General features: G+C 35.6%; 13 protein-coding genes. 10 read left to right on the forward strand and 3 right to left on the reverse strand.

The window, feature by feature from the left end:
- Nucleotides 1-71 precede the first annotated feature (71 nt).
- On the forward strand, nt 72-677 hold the full coding sequence (locus tag FLP_RS21310) for a hypothetical protein (RefSeq protein ID WP_065451998.1): 606 nt from the start codon (nt 72-74) through the stop codon (nt 675-677).
- On the opposite strand, the gene FLP_RS21315 is transcribed toward FLP_RS21310, so the two are convergent.
- A complete protein-coding gene (locus tag FLP_RS21315) occupies nt 672-1,409 on the reverse strand; it encodes a porin family protein (protein WP_317044553.1) in 738 nt (245 codons plus the stop codon). The genes FLP_RS21310 and FLP_RS21315 overlap by 6 nt on opposite strands.
- A 193-nt stretch (nt 1,410-1,602) precedes the next feature.
- Here FLP_RS21315 and FLP_RS21320 point away from each other — a divergent pair, with 193 nt between their 5' ends.
- From FLP_RS21320 to FLP_RS21335, 4 genes are all read left to right on the forward strand, one after another.
- Nucleotides 1,603-1,956, forward strand: coding sequence for a hypothetical protein (locus FLP_RS21320; RefSeq protein ID WP_065451526.1), 354 nt, complete (start codon nt 1,603-1,605; stop codon nt 1,954-1,956).
- Nucleotides 1,957-2,119: 163 nt separating this feature from the next.
- Entirely contained in the window at nt 2,120-4,327 is a 2,208-nt protein-coding gene (locus tag FLP_RS21325) for a TonB-dependent receptor (RefSeq protein ID WP_065451527.1), read from the forward strand.
- A 198-nt stretch (nt 4,328-4,525) separates the two neighbouring features.
- A complete protein-coding gene (locus FLP_RS21330; RefSeq protein ID WP_065451528.1) occupies nt 4,526-6,634 on the forward strand; it encodes a prolyl oligopeptidase family serine peptidase in 2,109 nt (702 codons plus the stop codon).
- A gap of 325 nt (nt 6,635-6,959) precedes the next feature.
- Nucleotides 6,960-7,952, forward strand: coding sequence for a Gfo/Idh/MocA family protein (locus FLP_RS21335; protein ID WP_065451529.1), 993 nt, complete (start codon nt 6,960-6,962; stop codon nt 7,950-7,952).
- A 325-nt stretch (nt 7,953-8,277) separates the two neighbouring features.
- Here FLP_RS21335 and FLP_RS21340 read toward each other — a convergent pair whose 3' ends face one another.
- Nucleotides 8,278-9,207 (reverse strand): outer membrane beta-barrel protein, encoded by a 930-nt coding sequence (locus tag FLP_RS21340; RefSeq protein WP_065451530.1) that lies wholly within the window; start codon nt 9,205-9,207, stop codon nt 8,278-8,280.
- A gap of 177 nt (nt 9,208-9,384) precedes the next feature.
- A complete protein-coding gene (gene dnaE / locus FLP_RS21345; RefSeq protein ID WP_065451531.1) occupies nt 9,385-13,926 on the reverse strand; it encodes a DNA polymerase III subunit alpha in 4,542 nt (1,513 codons plus the stop codon).
- A 664-nt stretch (nt 13,927-14,590) separates the two neighbouring features.
- Between dnaE and leuC the strand changes: the two genes are divergently transcribed.
- The 5 genes from leuC (at nt 14,591) to leuB (ending at nt 20,175) form a co-directional block, all read left to right on the forward strand.
- On the forward strand, nt 14,591-15,985 hold the full coding sequence (leuC, locus tag FLP_RS21355) for a 3-isopropylmalate dehydratase large subunit (protein ID WP_065451533.1): 1,395 nt from the start codon (nt 14,591-14,593) through the stop codon (nt 15,983-15,985).
- Between the two features lie 114 nt (nt 15,986-16,099).
- Entirely contained in the window at nt 16,100-16,696 is a 597-nt protein-coding gene (gene leuD, locus FLP_RS21360) for a 3-isopropylmalate dehydratase small subunit (protein ID WP_026982656.1), read from the forward strand.
- A 101-nt stretch (nt 16,697-16,797) separates the two neighbouring features.
- A complete protein-coding gene (locus FLP_RS21365; protein WP_065451534.1) occupies nt 16,798-17,370 on the forward strand; it encodes an O-methyltransferase in 573 nt (190 codons plus the stop codon).
- A gap of 42 nt (nt 17,371-17,412) precedes the next feature.
- The gene (locus FLP_RS21370) at nt 17,413-18,933 is read left to right on the forward strand and encodes an alpha-isopropylmalate synthase regulatory domain-containing protein (RefSeq protein ID WP_065451535.1); all 1,521 of its coding nucleotides are present in this window, start codon (nt 17,413-17,415) and stop codon (nt 18,931-18,933) included.
- Nucleotides 18,934-19,113: 180 nt separating this feature from the next.
- A complete protein-coding gene (gene leuB / locus FLP_RS21375) occupies nt 19,114-20,175 on the forward strand; it encodes a 3-isopropylmalate dehydrogenase (RefSeq protein WP_065451536.1) in 1,062 nt (353 codons plus the stop codon).
- The last annotated feature ends 164 nt before the right edge of the window (nt 20,176-20,339 follow it).

Consider the following 20,339-nt stretch of genomic DNA (forward strand, 5'->3'; position numbering starts at 1 on the left):
GCTAATTCGTGCAATTCGTGGCAAAAAAACATTATTTGTTTATATTTGCTAACACCACTAATTACAACGTTTTGAAAAGAATCCTTCCTTTATTTTCGTATATATTACATCCGATTTTTATCTCGATGTATGCCACCTTATTTTATCTTTTTTGCAAAAACGATGCTTTTACGAATCAGGAAAAATATTATGTTTTATTCCAGATTCTAATCATTACGATTTTAGTACCTATATTGTTTTTCTTATTGCTTCGTTCAACCGGGCATGTAAAATCAGTCATGGTTCATGAAACTTCACAGCGCAAAATTCCGCTTGTACTGCAATGTTTTTTATATATTTTACTGGTAAAAAGAAGCATTGTTATTGCACGTTATCCAGAGTTGCATTTCTTTTTCCTGGGCGCTTTGTTTAGTACCATTTTAGCTTTGGTTTTTGCTATGCTTAAAATAAAAGCGAGTTTGCACATGATGGCCATTAGCGGATTTACCATTTTTGCTATCGGATTAAACATGCATCTTCAAATGCACAATCCGTATTGGGCTGCTTTTTTGATTTTAATGACAGGCGTTGTAGCCTCTTCTCGTTTAGAAATGGAAGCGCACTCGCCAAATGAATTATTGATTGGAACCTTTATAGGAATCGTTCCGCAGTTACTGTTTTTGTATTTGTGGCTATAAAATATAAAAAATCAAACCAATATTCATGGCTTTCATACTGATACTTTCGCCGGTAGAAACGGTTTTTACTGATTTATCAAACAAACTATTTAGTCCGTAATAACAATAAACATTCCAGGTATTATAACCTGCTGAAATGTAAACTCCATATTGAAACTGATTGACATCTTTGTTGTTAGAAATTTTATACGTTGTTTCTCCATCTTTTAAAATCGATTTGTCTGAGAAAACATAACTCAGTTTTACTCCACTGTAAATCCTCCAAAACTTGGAACTTTCATACGTAGAATTCCTCCATCTAAACTCAATTGGCAGATCAACTGAATATTGCTTATATCTGTTCGACACAAATTCGCCATAGCCATTTACACCATAAATTTGCGCACCATCCTGAGATTTTGAAATGGTCAGGTTTTGATAAAAGTTTTGATAACTCAATCCCAAACCTGCTGCAATTGCAAGGGTTCTTGTTTTATTGATGGGCATATCACGCAAAAAACCTGCAGAAAGTCCTGCAGAAAATTTATCCTGTTTTAAGCCAGACGGCGCCTGAACCAAAAGATTATAAGTAACCGAAAAATAAAACTGATCTTCACGATACAAAGAATCTATTTTTACAATAGGTTTTATCTCCGGCTTAACGTCTTGCGCAAAAGAATTGAAAAACGATACTAAAAACAAACAACTAAAAAGTAATCGCATATCGTATTTTGGTTTTAAAGAGTTTTTCAAGTAAACGTTTTTTAGAGTAAATTTATTTTACTTACAAATATAATATAATGCTAGCTCAGGATGCAATTAGATCTCAATTATTCTCTTTTTGATGAAGAATAAAATCATTCGTTGTACTTTTTTCATCAAAATCAAGAACAGAAATCAAAAAATAAATCAATTATAGTTTGATCTTTTATACCTTTGTCGTGAAATGAAAAGAAAACAGCTCATACTAAGTGTTTCTTTGGCTCTAACGGTATTGTTCTCAATATTGTTTCAGTCGATACACAGTTATGAGCATATTGTAAAGCAACTTTCAGAAAAACAATGCCACCATAATTATAACGATCCTAATGGTGAAATAACGCATCAGCATAATGATTACGATGTGTGTTTTGTTTGTCATTTTGTTTTTGGAAGTTATATTTTACCGGAACAATTTGCTTTTGAATTTCATACCTTCAACTACGAAATCCCTTATTTTTTCACCCATTCCGAAAAAATATTTTCAATTTCAGAAAACCCTTATCAATTACGAGGGCCGCCTTCTGCTATAGTTTCTTAATTTCGAAATAGTCGAAATACAATCAAATTCTTTTAAATCTAATTCAAAAAAAGTTAGTCAATTTCCCCATCCTGAAACTTCAAGGATCGGCAAATTTTACTATTGATTTTAGTTTTTGCTTTAAAGGATAAATTCTTCCAATTAACTATAGTATCATTTTCAAATGAAAAAAATAATATTAGCCCTTATTTTAGGGTTCTCGGGCATTCTTTCTGCTCAAAATTCGGTTTCAGGAACAGTAACAAATCTTGAAAACCAGCCATTGGCCAATGTATCTGTATATGCGCCAGAATTGCATAAAGGAACTACAACGGATCAAAACGGGAAATACGAATTTAAGAATCTTCCAAACGGAAGCTTCAGACTTACTTTTACTTTCGTGGGTTTTACTACTCAAAGTAAATCAATTTCTAAATTATTAAAAGAAAACACTATTGATATCACCCTTACCGAATCTATTTTTGAAATGGATGAAGTAGTAGTTTCAACACCTTTCAACAAATTGCAATCGCAAAACGTAATGAAAGTGGAGCATGAAAGCATTAAAACGTTGCAGCAAAAAGGAACTTCAACTTTAATCGAAGGTTTGGCAACAATTCCGGGAGTTTCGCAAATTTCTACGGGAACATCTATTGGGAAACCGGTAATTCGCGGATTGAGCGGCAATCGTGTTTTGGTTTATTCTCAGGGTGTTCGTATCGAAAACCAACAATTTGGAGACGAACATGGTTTAGGTTTAAACGATGCCGGAATCGAAAGTGTTGAAGTCATTAAAGGACCTGCTTCTTTATTATATGGTTCTGATGCTTTGGGCGGTGTTTTATATTTTAATCCTGAAAAATTTGCTGATGCGAATACTTTCAAGGCAAATTTTAGTCAAAAATACTTCACGAATACGCAAGGAAGCAATTCTTCTATTGGATTAAAAACATCTACTGATAATTGGAAATTTTTAGCCCGCGGAAGTTTCAACACCCATTCTGATTACAAAATTGCCGATGGCGATCGTGTAACCAACACGCGTTACAACGAAACCGATTTTAAAACCGGAATTGGCTACAGCAACTCTAGTTTCTCTAGTGTTTTGAGATACAATTACAACAAGCTTGATCTTGGAATGCCGGATAATGGAATTGGAGAACAATCTACAAGTAAAAACACAGAGTTTCCGAGACAAGGAATTTTCAATCATTTATTGAGTTTAAACAACGTTATCTTTTTTGAAAATTCGAAATTAGATGTTGATTTAGGCTATATCGCCAATGACCGAAGCGAGTTTGAAGACAGTAATGAAGCCTCGCTTCACATGAAACTGAACACTTTTAATTATAATGCCAAATATCATTTTCCTAAACTAGGCAAAATTGAAACTATTCTGGGCGTTCAGGGAATGCATCAAACAAACAAAAATTCAGGCGAAGAATACCTGATTCCGGATGCTACAACCAATGATTTCGGGGTTTTTGGAACTGCAAATTACGAATGGGACAATAGTGTTCTACAAGCCGGATTACGTTTTGACAATCGAAACATTACCTCAATAGCGCATGGTACCGAAGGTGAAGAAGGTTATTTTTTACCTCTTGACCGATCTTTTGATAGTTTTAATGCTTCATTGGGATATAAAACAAAACTGGCAGAACCATTGACACTTCGATTGAATGTTGCGACAGGATTTAGAGCTCCAAATTTAGCCGAGTTAACTTCAAACGGGGTTCACGAAGGAACAAACCGCTACGAAATTGGAAATGCTGCCTTAAAAACAGAACAAAACGTTCAGACTGATTTGAATTTAGAGTACAAAAACACGCATTTTGAGTTTTTTATTAACGGATTCTACAATCACGTAAACAATTATATCTTCACTTCGCCAACGGGAGAAGTTCGCGATGATAATGATGTTTTTGCGTATGTTCAGGACAATGCCAAATTATATGGTGGTGAAGTTGGTTTGCATTTTCATCCTCATCCATTAGACTGGCTGCATTTTGAAACGAGTTTTGAAACTGTAACAGGTAAAAAAGCAAACAATGATTATTTGCCTTTGATTCCTGCGAACAACTGGAACAATACTTTAAGAACTGAATTTAAAATCAATAACTGGTTCGAAGAGGGATATGCTTCATTAAATGTTTCATCAACTTTTGCACAGAAAAATGTGAGTGGTTTTGAAACCGCTTCAGACGGATATACATTGGTAAATCTTGGTTTTGGAGGCACAGTAAAACTAGGCAAACACGCATTTGATGTGAACCTGAACGGAAACAATTTATTCGACCAAAAATATATTGCGCATTTATCAAGATTAAAAACAGACGGAATTCCTAATATAGGACGAAATATTGTTCTGGGAGTAAACTTCAATCTGTAATCTCATTTAAAAACAAAGTTCGCAAAGTCTTTTTCTACATCAACGCAAAGTTCGCAAAGCCAATATGTTGATTTCAGTCTTTGCGAACTTTGTATTTTTTAAAAGCTTTATTAAATAAAATCTTTACGGACTTTGCGGTTAAATAAGCATTGATCTAACAAAAAACGCTATTTTTGTGACAACTGTTAAACATAAATTATGAAAAAAACATTTCTTATAATGGCAATTACAACTGCAGGAATTTCGTTCGGGCAGAATAAAATTCAATATCCCGAAAGCAAAAAAGGCGAAACAGTTGACGTCTATTTTGACACAAAAGTAACCGATCCTTATCGTTGGCTTGAAGATGACAAATCAGCTGAAACCGGTGCATGGGTAAAAGCTGAAAATGAGGTTACTTATGGGTATTTAGATAAAATTCCGTTTCGTGAAGAACTTAAAAAACGAATGGAAAAACTTTGGAATTATGAGAAAATCAGTGCTCCGTTTGTAGAAGGAAAATTTACTTATTATTCTAAAAACAACGGACTTCAGAATCAGTCGGTTATTTATAGAAAAGGAAAAGATGGTAAAGAAGAAGTTTTCTTAGATCCAAATACTTTTTCTAAAGACGGAACAACTTCTCTTGGCGGTTTAAATTTTTCTAAAGATGGAAATAAAGCGGCTTACGCCATTTCTGAAGGCGGAAGCGACTGGAGAAAAGTAATCATTATTGATGCTTTGTCTAAAAAAGCGATCGAAGATACCTTGGTAGATGTAAAATTTAGTGGTGTTGCATGGCACGGAAACGAAGGGTTTTACTACTCTAGTTACGAAAAACCAAAAGGAAGCGAATTATCTGCAAAAACGGATCAGCATAAATTGTATTACCACAAACTTGGAACTGCTCAAAAAGAAGACAAAGTGATTTTTGGTGCTGATCAAAAAAGAAGATACGTAGGTGGTTATGTTACTGAAGATGATAAATATTTGGTAATCTCTGCTGCTAATTCTACTTACGGAAACGAATTATATATCAAAGATTTAACGAAAGCAAATAGTCCGATTGTAACGATTGTAGATAATTTTAACAGCAGCAATCAGATTATCGAGAATGAAGGAACTAAATTGTTTATCGAAACTGACTTAAATGCGCCAAATACACGTGTTGTTACTGTTGATATAAGCAATCCAAAACCTGAAAACTGGAAAGATTTTATCAAAGAAACTCAAAATATCCTATCACCTTCAACCGGTGGTGGATTTTTCTTTGCTAATTACACAAAAGATGCTGTTTCATTTGTACAACAATATGATTACAGTGGTAAACTTATTCGCGAAATCAAACTTCCTGCTGTAGGAACTGCTGGTGGATTTGGCGGTAAAAAAGAAGAAAAAACTTTATACTATAGCTTTACGAATTACACAACTCCGGGAACAATTTATTCATTGGAACCAAAATCTGGTAAATCTGAAGTATATCAAAAACCTGTAGTGGATTTTAAAAGTGAAAATTACGAATCTAAGCAAGTATTCTATACTTCAAAAGACGGAACAAAAATCCCGATGATTATTACTTATAAAAAAGGAACGAAATTAGACGGTAAAAATCCAACTATTCTTTACGGTTACGGTGGATTCAACATTAGTTTAACGCCAAGTTTCAGCATTGCAAATGCGGTTTGGCTAGAAAACGGAGGCGTATATGCTGTTGCCAACTTAAGAGGTGGTGGAGAATACGGTAAAAAATGGCACGATGCCGGAACTAAATTGCAAAAGCAAAATGTATTTGATGATTTTATTGCGGCAGGCGAATATTTAATCGCCCAAAAATACACTTCATCAGATTTCTTAGCAATTCGTGGAGGTTCTAACGGAGGTTTATTAGTTGGAGCAACAATGACTCAACGCCCTGACTTAATGAAAGTGGCGTTGCCGGCAGTTGGTGTAATGGATATGTTACGTTACCATACTTTTACTGCAGGTGCAGGTTGGGCTTACGATTACGGAACAGCTCAGGACAACAAAGAAATGTTTGAATACCTAAAAGGATATTCTCCTGTACAAAATGTAAAAGCAGGAGTTAAATATCCTGCAACAATGGTTACCACTGGAGATCATGATGACCGTGTAGTTCCTGCACATAGTTTTAAATTCGCTGCTGAATTACAAGAAAAACAAACAGGACCTAATCCGGTTTTAATTCGTATTGATGTAAAAGCAGGTCACGGAGCAGGAAAATCTGTTGCCGCTACGATCCAGGAGAATGTAGACATTCAGGCGTTCACGCTTTACAATATGGGATTTAAAGCTTTACCTAAAAAATAAAACTTTAACCTTTTAATTTTATTAGCCACGAATTCACGAATTATTTTTGTGAGTTCGTGGCTTTGTTTTTTGTGAAGAATTTTACCGCAAAGCACGCAAAGTTTTTGTATCAGCTTGGCTTTGTAAAAACACAAAGTTCGCAAAGCTGGTTCAATACAAAGCTTTGCGAACTTTGTGTTTTTATAAAATCCTCTAAGCATAAAATCTTTGCGTGCTTTGCGGTAAAATTAAATCCTGCAAAATCTATATGAAAAAATAATTCGGGAAAATTAGTGCAATTCGTGGCAAACCTTTTTTAAATTTGAGAAACTAAAAAACCAGAAAAATGAAAATTGTAAAATGGGGAATTATAGGTTGTGGTAATGTAACCGAAGTTAAGAGCGGACCTGCTTTTCAAAAATCGCCTAACTCGGCTTTAGTTGCGGTAATGCGAAGAGATGCAAAACTTGCAGAAGATTATGCGAAACGCCATAATGTTCCCAAATGGTATTCGAATGCTGTGGATTTAATTAATGACCCTGAGGTCGATGCCGTTTATATCGCTACTCCTCCATCCTCTCACAAAGAATATACTATTTTGTGTGCCAAAGCCGGAAAACCGGTTTACGTAGAAAAACCAATGGCGCTAAATTTTGAAGAATGTAACGAAATGATCAGTATTTGCAAAGAACACAACGTTCCATTATTTGTAGCTTATTACAGAAGAAGTTTACCTCGCTTTTTAAAAATAAAAGAACTAATTGATCAAAATAAAATTGGAACTGTAAGACATGTAAATTGCGTTTTATATCATCCGTTTGAAGAAAGATACGATGACGAAATCAATTTGCCCTGGACAGTTTTGCCACATATTTCAGGTGGCGGAATCTTTGTTGATCTGGCTTGTCATACGTTAGATTTTCTTGATTTTGTTTTAGGCCCGATCAAATCTGTTCGCGGGCATGCAAGTTCTCAGCTTAAAGCGTATCCTGCTGAAGATTCGGTTTCGATGTCCTTTTTATTCGAAAATGGAATTCACGGAACGGGTTTATGGAATTTTGCCAGTTTTGAACGTTATGACAACACTGATATTGTTGGTGATAAAGGAAAAATCTCTTTCTCTACTTTCGGCAACGACCCGATACATATTCAATATACAAATGGCGAAAAAGAAAGCATCACTATTGAAAATCCACTTCATATTCAACAGCCTCTTGTCGAAACTGTAGTGGCTGAAATTCTGGGCAATGAAGGTATTAATCCTTCAAGAGGAACATCAGCAGCAAGAACAACCTGGGTAATTGATCAAGTTTTGAAGGAGTTTAGGAATTCGAAATAATTTTCTAAAATATCATCATCGCGATGAATGGATTAAAATCCATCCCTACAAAATAAATCGAGCCGAAGGCTCTTTACGTAGGGTTCGGGAGGAACGGAGCATTTTGTAGCAACGGATTTTAATCTGTTGAAACAATTTATATCGCACAATCTTGTCATTTCGACGAAGGAGAAATCTTCGCCAGAAACTCCGCAACGAGAATTCAATCTTTGTCGAGCTTCTGGCGAAGATTTCTCCTTCGTCGAAATGACAAAAGCACAAAAAAAGAGGATATTCTAAACGAATATCCTCTTTCTCTTTTTATAAACTATAAATTTCTTTAGAATTATAGACTGTATTTAAGCCCCAAAGTCAAACCTAAACCTGAAATTCCAACGTAAGAACTTAACTCATCCATCGGTTTTGTTTTATCAACACCATTCGGATTTGTTAAAGCATTATTAGAATTGACGTCTAATCTATCTCTGTAATTTGTATGTATTTGAGAAGTGCTTCTAGAAGCTAGAGCATCATTTCCATTAACATTAAACTCTGTAGTTTCTTTAGTTTTTCCGTGTACAGTAAAGTTGCGGTATTCCAATTCACCAAAAACCGAAATGTTTTTTCCTAATTTATAAGATGTTCCTAAAGCAGCAACAAACCCAACTGTTGGATTTGGTTTTACTTTATCAACACTATGAACATTTCCAAAAGCAACCGGAGCTCCTGTTGTTGGATTAAAAGCAATTGGAGCGTACGCATCAGAAGTGATTTCTAAATCCCCATGAATAGGAACTAAAACACCTACTTTAGTATATGGTTCAAAACCTTTGTGTTCTCCTAAAAATAAAACCAATGCAGGCGCTAAATCAAAAGCAGTAATCTGACCTACTGATTTAAAAGCGTATACACCAGCTGGCGTAATAGGCACATCTGATCTGGTTTGTGCCATTGTCTTATCTTTACTAGTATAGTAATTAACTCCCAACTCAACTCCTAAACGAGCATTAAATCTATATCCAGCTGTTATTCCTGTTCTAAAACCTTCACCAAATGAACCTGTAACACTTTCTTCAGAAACTAATTTTCCTCCTACAAAAGTTCTATCCAATGGAAGATTTCCTCCTACAGTTGGAAATTCAGTTGCAGCAGTCTGAATAAAATAAGATCCTCCTAATTTAAAATACCAACTTTCTGGTTTATCTGCTTTTTCTGTTTGCGCCATTGTGGCCATAGAGCAAACTAATAATCCTAATAAAAATAGGTTCTTTTTCATAATTCTGATTTAATTAATTTTTACAAACTTAGATTATTTTAACATATTCTTATAGTTTGCATTGTTAGACTTGGTACGAAATCGTTGTAATTTTAAGCAATATTACTAAAAAAGTATTATGCATGCATATTTTTAACTTAAAAAAAATGCTTTCCATTAAATTTTAACTGTTAAAATTTAGTTTAGCTTAAAATTTACCTGCATTTTCTCTAATTCTATCAATAACTCAGTAGAAATCTTAACTTTTAACCTGCGACTTGGCATAGCAAGCTTGGTGACAACCTTTATTTCTTCGACTTCATTCACTTCCTGAATTTTAGTTTCTTCAAGTTGTGTTTCTCCATCTTCGGCATTTTCATCTACGAAAACGGCATCATCGGCTTCTTCAAAGTCTGTAGGAGTTTCTACTTCGACCAAACGCTTTATCTTTTCTAATTCCATAATCTCAAAAGTCACAGAATTATCTCCTTTGTTTGCACTAAACAATTGACTTAAATTATGAATAAATTCAGCCTGCAAATCTTTTATGTTCAATAACAAAATCAGTTTTTTAGCAAAAGCTTCCAGAATATCCTGCAATTGCCTGATCTCAACAAACTGCATTCTTGGATCTGATTTTTTACCTGTATCATGATTGACCCAACCGTCTTTTATTAATATTTTAATGAAAGCAAAATTATTCTGAATCAGGAAATGGCGAAATTTTAAGTATTCTTCACCAAAAATCTTAAACTCATAACTCTCATCGTATCCTTCTAAATTAAACACCGCCCAGCCTTTTCCGTTTTTTGCCACACGATGCTGAACGTTATTAATGATTCCGGCAAAATTTAAATTTTTACCCACATATTCATTCATGCTTTTCAGCGATTCTAGTCGGGAATTACAGAAGTATTTCATCTCGAATCTAAAATCATCAAGAGGATGTCCCGAAATGTAAATTCCAACGACTTCTTTCTCTTTTGCTAATTTTTCCATCGTGCTCCAGTCTTCACAAGGAGGCACAACTGGTTCATCAATTTGCACTTCACTGGTTTCACCAAATAAACTCACTTGCGATGAATTTTCGTTTTCCTGAAACTTAGATCCGTAACGAATTGCTTTTTCATAAAAGGTTATTCCGTCGCCATCATCATGAAAATATTGCGCTCTTGTGGTTCCTTCAAACGAATCAAAACCTCCGGCCAAAGCCAGATTTTCGATCGCTTTTTTATTTGCTGCACGTAAATCGATACGTTTCGCCAAATCAAAAATCGATTTATATTTACCGTCTTTTCTGCTTTCTACAATAGTTGCCACAGCTCCGGAACCCACACCTTTAATAGCGCCCATTCCAAAACGTACTGCATATTCATCGTTTACCGTGAATTTGTAAAACGACTCGTTTACATCTGGTCCTAAAACCTGTAATCCCATTCGTTTGCATTCTTCCATAAAAAATGATACTTGTTTGATATCATTCATATTATTCGAAAGCACCGCAGCCATATATTCTGCCGGATAATGTGCTTTTAAATACGCCGTTTGATAGGCAATCCACGCATAACAAGTCGAGTGTGATTTGTTAAAGGCGTAACTCGCAAAGGCTTCCCAGTCTTTCCAGATTTTCTCCAGAACTTTTGCATCATGACCTTTTTTTGCCGCTTGTTCTACGAACTTAGGCTTCATTTTATCGAGTACATCTTTTTGTTTTTTACCCATCGCCTTACGCAAAACGTCGGCCTCACCTTTTGTAAAGTCAGCCAGCGATTGCGACAAAAGCATTACCTGCTCCTGGTAAACGGTAATCCCGTAGGTTTCTCCCAAATACTCCTCACAAGCATCTAAATCGTATTTGATTTCTTCTTCGCCATTTTTTCTTCTTACGAAAGAAGGGATATACTCTAAAGGTCCCGGACGATACAAGGCATTCATGGCAATTAAATCCCCAAAAACCGTTGGCTTCAGATCCTTCATGTATTTCTGCATTCCGGGTGACTCGTATTGGAATATTCCAACCGTTTCTCCTCTCTGGAAAAGTGCATAAGTCTCAACATCATCAATCGGGAATGTATCCGGATCAAGATCAATTCCGTTTCTGTATTTTACAAGTTTAACGGTATCTTTTATTAAGGTAAGGGTCTTCAGACCCAAGAAGTCCATCTTCAGCAATCCTGCACTTTCTGCAACCGAGTTATCAAACTGGGTTACATACAAATCAGAATCTTTTGCGGTGGTTACGGGAACGAAATTCGTAATATCCGATGGCGTAATAATTACCCCACAGGCGTGAATTCCGGTATTTCGCATTGATCCTTCAAGGATTTTTGCCTGTTGAATGGTTTCTCCGGCCAAATCATCTTCATTGGCAATGGCGATTAATTCTTTTACATTATCAAATTCATCAGAACGAAGGGCTTTTTTAACTTCATCCTCGTTTTCAGAAATAAAACGCGCCAGATTCCATTTTGATGGCATCATTGCCGGAATCAATTTGGCAATTCTATCGGCTTCAAATAAAGGTAAATCCAGTACACGAGCCGTATCACGAATCGCTGATTTGGTTGCCATTTTACCATAAGTGATAATTTGTGCAACCTGATTTTTACCGTATTTATTGATTACATATTCCATTACACGACCACGACCCTCGTCATCAAAGTCAATATCAATATCGGGCATGGATACACGGTCAGGATTTAGGAAACGCTCAAAAAGCAAATCGTACTTAATGGGGTCAATATTGGTAATTCCTAAACAATAAGCTACCGCAGATCCGGCAGCAGATCCACGACCTGGACCTACCGAAACGTCCATATTTCTGGCTTCGGCGATGAAATCCTGTACAATCAAAAAGTAACCCGGATATCCGGAATTCGAAATCGTTAATAACTCAAAATCCAAACGTTCCTGAATCGATTCTGTAATTTCGCCATATCTTCTTTTTGCACCTTCCATCGTAAGGTGACGTAAGTATTTATTTTCACCACGAACCCCTCCATCTGCATCATCTTCAGGAACTACAAACTCCTGGGGAATATCAAATTTAGGAAGCAATACATCACGGTAAAGCGAATAAATCTCGACCTTATCAACGATTTCCTGAATATTAATAATGGCTTCAGGTAAATCAGCGAAGAGTTTTTTCATCTCTTCTGATGACTTATAATAGTATTCCTGATTGGGTAATCCGTAGCGATAGCCACGACCACGACCAATTGGTGTCGCTTGTTTTTCGCCATCTTTTACACACAATAAAATATCGTGTGCGTTGGCATCTTCTTTATTTAAATAATAGGTGTTGTTGGTCGCAATTAATTTAACATTGTGTTTTTGCGAAAACTCAATCAGCGTTTTATTCACACGATTTTCGTCTTCCTGATTGTGTCGCATTACTTCCAAATAAAAATCATCGCCAAATTGTTCTTTCCACCAAATCAAAGCTTCTTCGGCCTGGTTTTCACCAACGTTCAGGATTTTACTCTGGATCTCTCCGTATAAATTCCCGGACAAAACCATGATATCTTCTTTATATTGTTCGACAATTTTTCGATCAATTCTTGGAACATAATAAAATCCGTCAGTAAAAGCAATCGATGACATTTTGGCCAGATTGTGATACCCTTTTTTATTTTTGGCCAGTAATACAACCTGATTTCCGTTGTCTTTTTTGCTTTTATCAAGATGGTTGTCGCAGACATTAAATTCACAACCTACGATTGGTTTTATCTCCGTTTCTGTTGGTTCTTCACCAGCTTCAACCAAAGCTTTATTTTTTGCAGATGCTGCTTTGTTGTGGTTCATAACGGCACTCACAAAATGAAAAGCTCCCATCATGTTTCCGGTATCGGTCATCGCAACAGCCGGCATACCATTTTTGGCCGTAGCCGCTACAATATTACCAATTCCTATAGTAGATTGAAGAACCGAAAACTGGGTATGATTGTGTAAATGCGCGTATTTTGCCTCCTTAAAATCTTCTCTGTCAGAATGTGAAACTGTAGTTTCTTTGCCAACCGATTCTAATGCTTTTAGCTGCTCTCTAATTTTATCAGAAGCGGCTTTTAAATTGATGTGCTTTAAACCAATTAAAGGAAATTCCTGTGGATTTCTATTTTGGAATTCCTTAAAATAATCCTTATCAACATCCAGTTCTTCTTTCGTAAAAACTTCTCTCCTGATTAATTCCAAAAAACAACGCGTAGTTGCCTCAACGTCGGCAGTTGCGTTGTGCGCTTCCGCGAAAGGTTTATTAAAAAGATATTCGTGTAATTCTGTTAATGTTGGTAATTTAAATCTTCCTCCACGACCTCCCGGAAGTTTTAATAATGAAGCCGTAACCTCAGTACAAGTGTCCAAAACCGGCATTGAACTCATAGAAGAATCTACTCCCATTCTATGAAATTCAGCTCCCATGATATTAACGTCAAAACCTAAATTCTGACCCACAATAAATTTGGTTTTGCTCAAAGCGATGTTGAATTTCTCCAAAACTTCAGCCAAAGTGATTCCATCGGCTTCAGCCAATTCGGTCGAGATTCCATGAATACGTTCGGCATCATACGGAATATTAAATCCGTCAGGTTTCACCAGATAATCCTGATGTTCGACAAGTGTTCCCATTTCGTCATGAAGCTGCCATGCGATCTGAATACAGCGAGGCCAGTTATCAGAATCGGTAATTGGAGCATCCCAGCGTTTTGGTAATCCGGTTGTTTCGGTATCGAATATTAAATACATAAGTTTAAATAGCAAAAATTAAATTCCAAATTCCAATTCTCAACATTGTAAATAACTGATTACATGAACTATAAAAATCGACAAATAAAATTTGGAGGAAGTCCAAATTTACGCTTTTTTTGGAGATAGAAAACGGTTAAATCTTTAAAAAATGATTCTTATTAAGTAATCAGTTTTTCTCTTAAAATTCATGAAATTTCATAAAAATACACTTCTTGGATGTCGTAGTATTTCAATTAAAAATTCTAAAAAAAACATCCTTTAAAACCTTCTATTTTACACTATCAAAAGTCTTTTTACATGTAATCTCAAAAAAATACAAAAGAATCCAAAACTAACAATTATTACTATTTTAATTCATTTTGTTACATTTTTTTCAATTAAAACCTATATTCTGTAATGATTTTGAGATAAATTTGCCAACTATTACAATTAAAGCAGTCAAATCAAAATTAACACAAAAAGAGAAAGTAAAACCAATTTATATTCATTCTACAATCAAATTGAACAGCAAAAAAGCGAATACTAATTTGTATTTCAGTTTGGGTATCGTATATAATGAAATATTGCAATTGACGACCTTATATCTTTTTCTAATTTTGTTTTCCTATTATGATGAGCAGGAAATTGCTGTGATTAGAAATTACAATTAAAAAAAATAAAAATGAGTAAGACATTATTTGACAAAGTATGGGATTCACATGTAGTGCGTAAAATTGAAGATGGACCAGATGTGTTTTTTATTGATCGTCATTTCATTCATGAAGTTACGAGTCCTGTTGCTTTTTTAGGATTAAAAGCCAGAGGCGTTAAGGTTTTATACCCGGAACGTACTTTTGCAACTGCAGATCACAATACACCAACCATAAACCAACATTTACCAGTTGAAGATGCACTATCTGCCAATCAGCTTAAAGCGCTTGAAGATAATGCTGCCGAGTACGGAATTTCACACTGGGGATTAGGTCACATTAAAAATGGAATTGTACACGTAGTGGGTCCTGAAAACGGAATTACTTTGCCAGGTGCTACTATTGTTTGTGGAGATTCACACACTTCTACTCACGGTGCTTTTGGAGCGATTGCTTTTGGTATCGGAACTTCTGAGGTGGAGATGGTGCTTTCTACACAATGTATCATGCAGCCAAAACCAAAGAAAATGCGTATTAACGTAAACGGTCAATTGAGCAAAGGTGTTGGTCCAAAAGACGTTGCACTTTATATTATTGCACAATTAACTACTTCTGGAGGTACAGGTTATTTTGTTGAATACGCCGGAGATGTTTTCGAAAATATGACAATGGAAGGCCGTATGACTGTTTGTAACCTAAGTATCGAAATGGGTGCTCGTGGTGGAATGATCGCTCCGGACCAAAAAACTTTTGATTTCCTTGAAGGAAGATTGTACGCTCCAAAAGGAGAAGCCTGGACTAAAGCGGTTGAATACTGGAAAACGCTAAAAACAGATGCTGATGCTGTTTTTGATGCTGAATTAAATATCAACGCTTCAGACATTGAACCAATGATTACTTATGGTACTAACCCTGGAATGGGAATTGGTATCTCTAAACATATTCCGAATGCCAACCAAGTTGAAGGCGGAGAGGAAACTTACAAAAAATCTTTAGCTTACATGGGCTTTGAAGAAGATGATGTAATGATTGGAAAACCAATTGATTATGTTTTCTTAGGAAGTTGTACAAACGGCCGTATTGAAGATTTTAGAGCTTTTACAGAAATTGTAAAAGGAAGAAAAAAAGCAGATAATGTTACCGCTTGGCTAGTTCCGGGTTCGCACGTAGTTGAAGCTCAAATTAAAGAAGAAGGCCTTTTAGATATTTTAACTGAAGCTGGTTTTGTATTACGTCAGCCTGGTTGTTCTGCTTGTTTAGCAATGAACGATGATAAAGTTCCAGCTGGAAAATATGCAGTGAGTACATCAAACAGAAACTTTGAAGGTCGTCAGGGTCCTGGTTCAAGAACATTATTAGCAAGCCCAATTATGGCTGCCGCTGCTGCTGTTACAGGAAAACTAACTGATCCAAGGGAATTATTCTAGTCAATGACAATTGCAATAACAATTTCAAAAATTCAATAAAATTGCTTTTAGGTTTAATATAGATTCTCATTTTCAGAAAATCTAAAATCTAAAATCCAAAAATCTAAAATTAAAATGGCATACGATAAATTTAATATACTTACCAGCAGCGCAGTGCCGTTGCCAATTGAGAACGTAGATACGGATCAAATTATTCCGGCTCGTTTCTTAAAAGCTACAAAACGCGAAGGTTTTGGAGACAACCTTTTCAGAGACTGGAGATATAACGGAGATGATACTCCAAAAGCTGATTTCGTTTTAAACGATTCAACTTACAGCGGAAAAATTTTGGTTGGAGGAAAAAACTTCGGTTCAGGATCTTCAAGAGAGCACGCTGCGTGGGCAGTTTACGATTACGGTTTTAGAGCTGTAGTTTCTAGTTTCTTTGCTGACATCTTCAAAGGAAACTGTTTGAATATTGGTGTTTTGCCAGTTCAGGTTAGCCCTGAATTTGCTGATACTATTTTTAAAGCAATTGAAGCTGATCCTAAAACAGAATTGGAAATTAACTTGCCAAATCAAACGATTACTTTATTGGCAACGGGCCAATCAGAATCTTTTGCTATAAACGGATACAAAAAGAACAACATGATCAATGGTTTTGACGACATTGATTATTTACAAAATATTAAGGAAGATATCGTGGCTTTCGCCGATAAACTTCCTTACTAAACACAACCAACTAAAATGCAGTTACGTAAGTTTCAATTCTACAGTTGGGCTTTGTAACTGCTTTTGATTTTAATTTTTGAATCAAAAACTCTTTCTAAAAAATGAACGACAACAACATTGTATTGCCAAAATTTTATTCGGAAATCAAAAGTGATTCTGAAAAAATTACGTTTTCAATGCCGTCAGATTTACAAACAGGAAGTTTTCTTCGCACATTAACCGCAACAAAAAAAGACGGCCACTTTTTAGAATTAGGAACCGGAACCGGATTGTCACTTGCATGGATGATTGAGGGAATGAGTGAAAATTCAAATTTAATTTCAATTGATAATTCAGCAGAGTACCAAAGTATTGCAAAGAAATATTTTCAGAACTCAAATGTTTCTTTCGTTTGTGAAGATGCCGAACAATGGATTTTAAATTATAAAGATTCAAAATTTGATTTGATTTTTGCTGATGCCTGGCCGGGCAAATATGCAGTTTTAGACGAAACTTTAAACTTATTGAATTCAGGCGGTATCTATTTAATTGATGATATGCTGCCTCAAAAAAACTGGCCGGTAAATCACGACAAAAATGTCGAAAAACTGATTCAGGATTTAGAAAAAAGACAAGACATTCAATTAACAAAAATGTGTTGGTCGACAGGTTTAGTTCTGATAACCAAAATATAAAATATTAAGATTAGTCATGCTTTCAAAGCAAACAATATTATAATGGAAAAAAGAAAAATTGAAATAATGGATACGACGCTTCGTGATGGTGAGCAAACCTCGGGAGTATCATTTTCTGCTGCAGAAAAATTAACCATTGCACAATTGTTGTTGGAAGAATTAAATATTGACAGAATCGAAATTGCTTCTGCCCGCGTAAGCGAAGGCGAATTTCAGGCGGTAAAAGGTATCACTACCTGGGCTGAAGAACGAGGTTACATCAACCGAATTGAAGTACTTTCGTTTGTAGACGGAGGCGTTTCGATTGAATGGATGAAAAAAGCAGGTGCCAAAGTGCAAAATTTATTGACCAAAGGTTCAATGAATCACCTGACACATCAATTAAAAAAAACACCGGAACAACACTTTTCTGAAATTGCAGAAATCATTGCTTTAGCGAAAGAAAACAATATTGACACCAACGTTTATCTGGAAGACTGGAGCAACGGAATGAGAAATTCACCCGAATATGTTTTTCAGTTTTTAGATTTTCTATCTACTCAGCCCGTTAAAAGAGTTTTACTCCCTGATACTTTAGGCGTATTAATTCCGTCTTTGACTTTTGAATTTATCTCAAAAATCAGAGCGAAATATCCGCAGATTCATTTTGATTTTCATGCGCATAACGATTACGATTTAAGTATTGCGAATGTTATGGAAGCCGTAAAAGCTGGCATAAACGGACTTCATGTTACCGTAAACGGAATGGGAGAACGAGCAGGAAACGCGCCACTTGAAAGTACAGTTGCCGTTATAAATGATTATTTACCGGAAGTAAGCATCAATATAAAAGAAACTTCTCTATATACTGTAAGCAAACTAGTAGAGACTTTTACAGGATATAGAATTCCTGCCAACAAACCCATTGTTGGAGATAATGTTTTTACACAAACTGCCGGAATTCACGCTGACGGCGACAACAAAAATAATTTATATTTTAATGATTTACTTCCGGAACGTTTTGGCAGAAAAAGAAAATACGCCTTGGGAAAAACTTCGGGTAAAGCCAATATCGAAAAAAATCTTCAGGAATTGGGTTTAAAATTAAATCAGGAAGATTTGAAATTGGTTACCCAAAGAATTATCGAATTGGGTGATAAAAAAGAAACCGTTACTAAAGAAGATTTGCCATACATCATTTCAGATGTTTTGGACAGTCATACTTACGAAGATAAAATTACAATTGAATCTTACGTATTAATGCATTCAAAAGGAATGCGTCCGTCGACAACTTTGCTCTTAAAAATCGACGATGAAATTATCGAAGAAAGTGCTCAGGGAGATGGTCAGTTTGACGCTTTTATGAATGCGCTCTCAAAAATTTACAAAAGCAAAAAACTAATACTTCCAAAATTGATTGATTACGCCGTGAGAATCCCACCCGGAAGTAGCTCCGACGCTTTATGCGAAACGATCATTACCTGGGTAAACAACGGAAAAGAATTTAAAACAAGAGGTTTAGATTCTGATCAAACAGTTGCAGCGATTATTGCGACACAAAAGATGTTGAATGTAATTGGCTAAGATGCTAAGTTGCTAAGGTTCTGAGATTTTTTCTTTGAACTTATAATCTTAAAAAACTTAGAACCATAGAAAATCAAGACCTTAGAACCTTAAAAAATTTATAAATTAGTAATTCTGACTCACTAAGATAAAACTTAGAACCTTAGCAACTCAGAGCCTTAGAACCTTAAAATAAAAAAAATGAAATTTAACATAGCCCTTTTAGCCGGAGACGGAATCGGACCAGAAGTAATTAATGAAGCTGTAAAAGTATCTGATGCTATTGCAAAAAAATTCAATCATGAAATAACCTGGACTCCAGCTTTAACCGGAGCTTGTGCAATTGATGCCGTTGGAGTTCCTTATCCTGATGAAACACACGAAATTTGCATGAAAGCTGATGCTGTTTTATTCGGAGCAATTGGTCATCCAAAATATGATAACGATCCAAGTGCGCCCGTTCGTCCGGAACAGGGATTATTATTGATGCGTAAAAAATTAGGATTGTTCGCTAACGTACGTCCAACATTTACTTTCCCTTCTTTGATAGATAATTCTCCATTAAAAAGAGAAAGAATTGAAGGAACTGATTTGGTTTTCTTAAGAGAATTAACTGGTGGAATCTACTTTGGAGAAAAAGGAAGAAGAGACGGTGGCGAAACAGCTTTTGACAATTGCGTTTATACGAGAGCTGAAGTACAGCGTTTGGCTAAAAAAGGTTTTGAATTAGCCATGACAAGAAGCAAAAAATTGTGTTGTGTTGATAAAGCAAACGTTTTGGAAACTTCACGTTTATGGAGAGAAACGGTTCAGGCAATGGAAAAAGATTATCCTGAAGTTACAGTTTCATACGAATTTGTTGATGCGGTTGCCATGCGTTTGGTGCAATGGCCAAACTCTTATGACGTTTTGATTACTGAAAACTTATTCGGAGATATTTTGACTGACGAAGCTTCTGTAATTTCAGGTTCAATGGGATTAATGCCTTCTGCGTCTGTTGGAGAACATACTTCATTATACGAACCAATCCACGGATCTTATCCTCAGGCTACAGGATTAAATATTGCTAATCCGTTAGCAACTATTTTATCTGCAGCGATGATGTTCGAAGATGCTTTTGGATTAAAAGATGAAGCCGAAGCTATCAGAGCCGTTGTAAACAAATCATTAGAACAAGGAATAGTTACAGAAGATTTAGCAACAAAAGGATCAAAAGCATACAAAACCAGCGAGGTTGGAGATTGGCTTGTAGAGAATCTATAGTTGTATTTGTTTCAGGTTTCAGGTTTCAAGTTATTGTTAGAACATGAAATCTGAAACTTATAGTTAAATTTCGTTTCATTTAAGGCGCACTTAATGCGTCTTCGCTTTGCGTTAGATGCACTGCTGTGCATCTCTACGGAAAAATATCCTTAAAAATGGCAAAC

The organism is Flavobacterium piscis, from assembly GCF_001686925.1.
Taxonomy (GTDB): domain Bacteria; phylum Bacteroidota; class Bacteroidia; order Flavobacteriales; family Flavobacteriaceae; genus Flavobacterium; species Flavobacterium piscis.

What these genes read in the sequence shown, in the direction of transcription:
- FLP_RS21320 (WP_065451526.1), top strand. Translation starts at nt 1,603, where the DNA reads ATGAAAAGAAAACAGCTCATACTAAGTGTTTCTTTGGCTCTAACGGTA.
- FLP_RS21325 (WP_065451527.1), top strand. Translation starts at nt 2,120, where the DNA reads ATGAAAAAAATAATATTAGCCCTTATTTTAGGGTTCTCGGGCATTCTT.
- FLP_RS21330 (WP_065451528.1), top strand. Translation starts at nt 4,526, where the DNA reads ATGAAAAAAACATTTCTTATAATGGCAATTACAACTGCAGGAATTTCG.
- FLP_RS21335 (WP_065451529.1), top strand. Translation starts at nt 6,960, where the DNA reads ATGAAAATTGTAAAATGGGGAATTATAGGTTGTGGTAATGTAACCGAA.
- FLP_RS21340 (WP_065451530.1), bottom strand. Translation starts at nt 9,207, where the DNA reads ATGAAAAAGAACCTATTTTTATTAGGATTATTAGTTTGCTCTATGGCC.
- dnaE (WP_065451531.1), bottom strand. Translation starts at nt 13,926, where the DNA reads ATGTATTTAATATTCGATACCGAAACAACCGGATTACCAAAACGCTGG.
- leuC (WP_065451533.1), top strand. Translation starts at nt 14,591, where the DNA reads ATGAGTAAGACATTATTTGACAAAGTATGGGATTCACATGTAGTGCGT.
- leuD (WP_026982656.1), top strand. Translation starts at nt 16,100, where the DNA reads ATGGCATACGATAAATTTAATATACTTACCAGCAGCGCAGTGCCGTTG.
- FLP_RS21365 (WP_065451534.1), top strand. Translation starts at nt 16,798, where the DNA reads ATGAACGACAACAACATTGTATTGCCAAAATTTTATTCGGAAATCAAA.
- FLP_RS21370 (WP_065451535.1), top strand. Translation starts at nt 17,413, where the DNA reads ATGGAAAAAAGAAAAATTGAAATAATGGATACGACGCTTCGTGATGGT.
- leuB (WP_065451536.1), top strand. Translation starts at nt 19,114, where the DNA reads ATGAAATTTAACATAGCCCTTTTAGCCGGAGACGGAATCGGACCAGAA.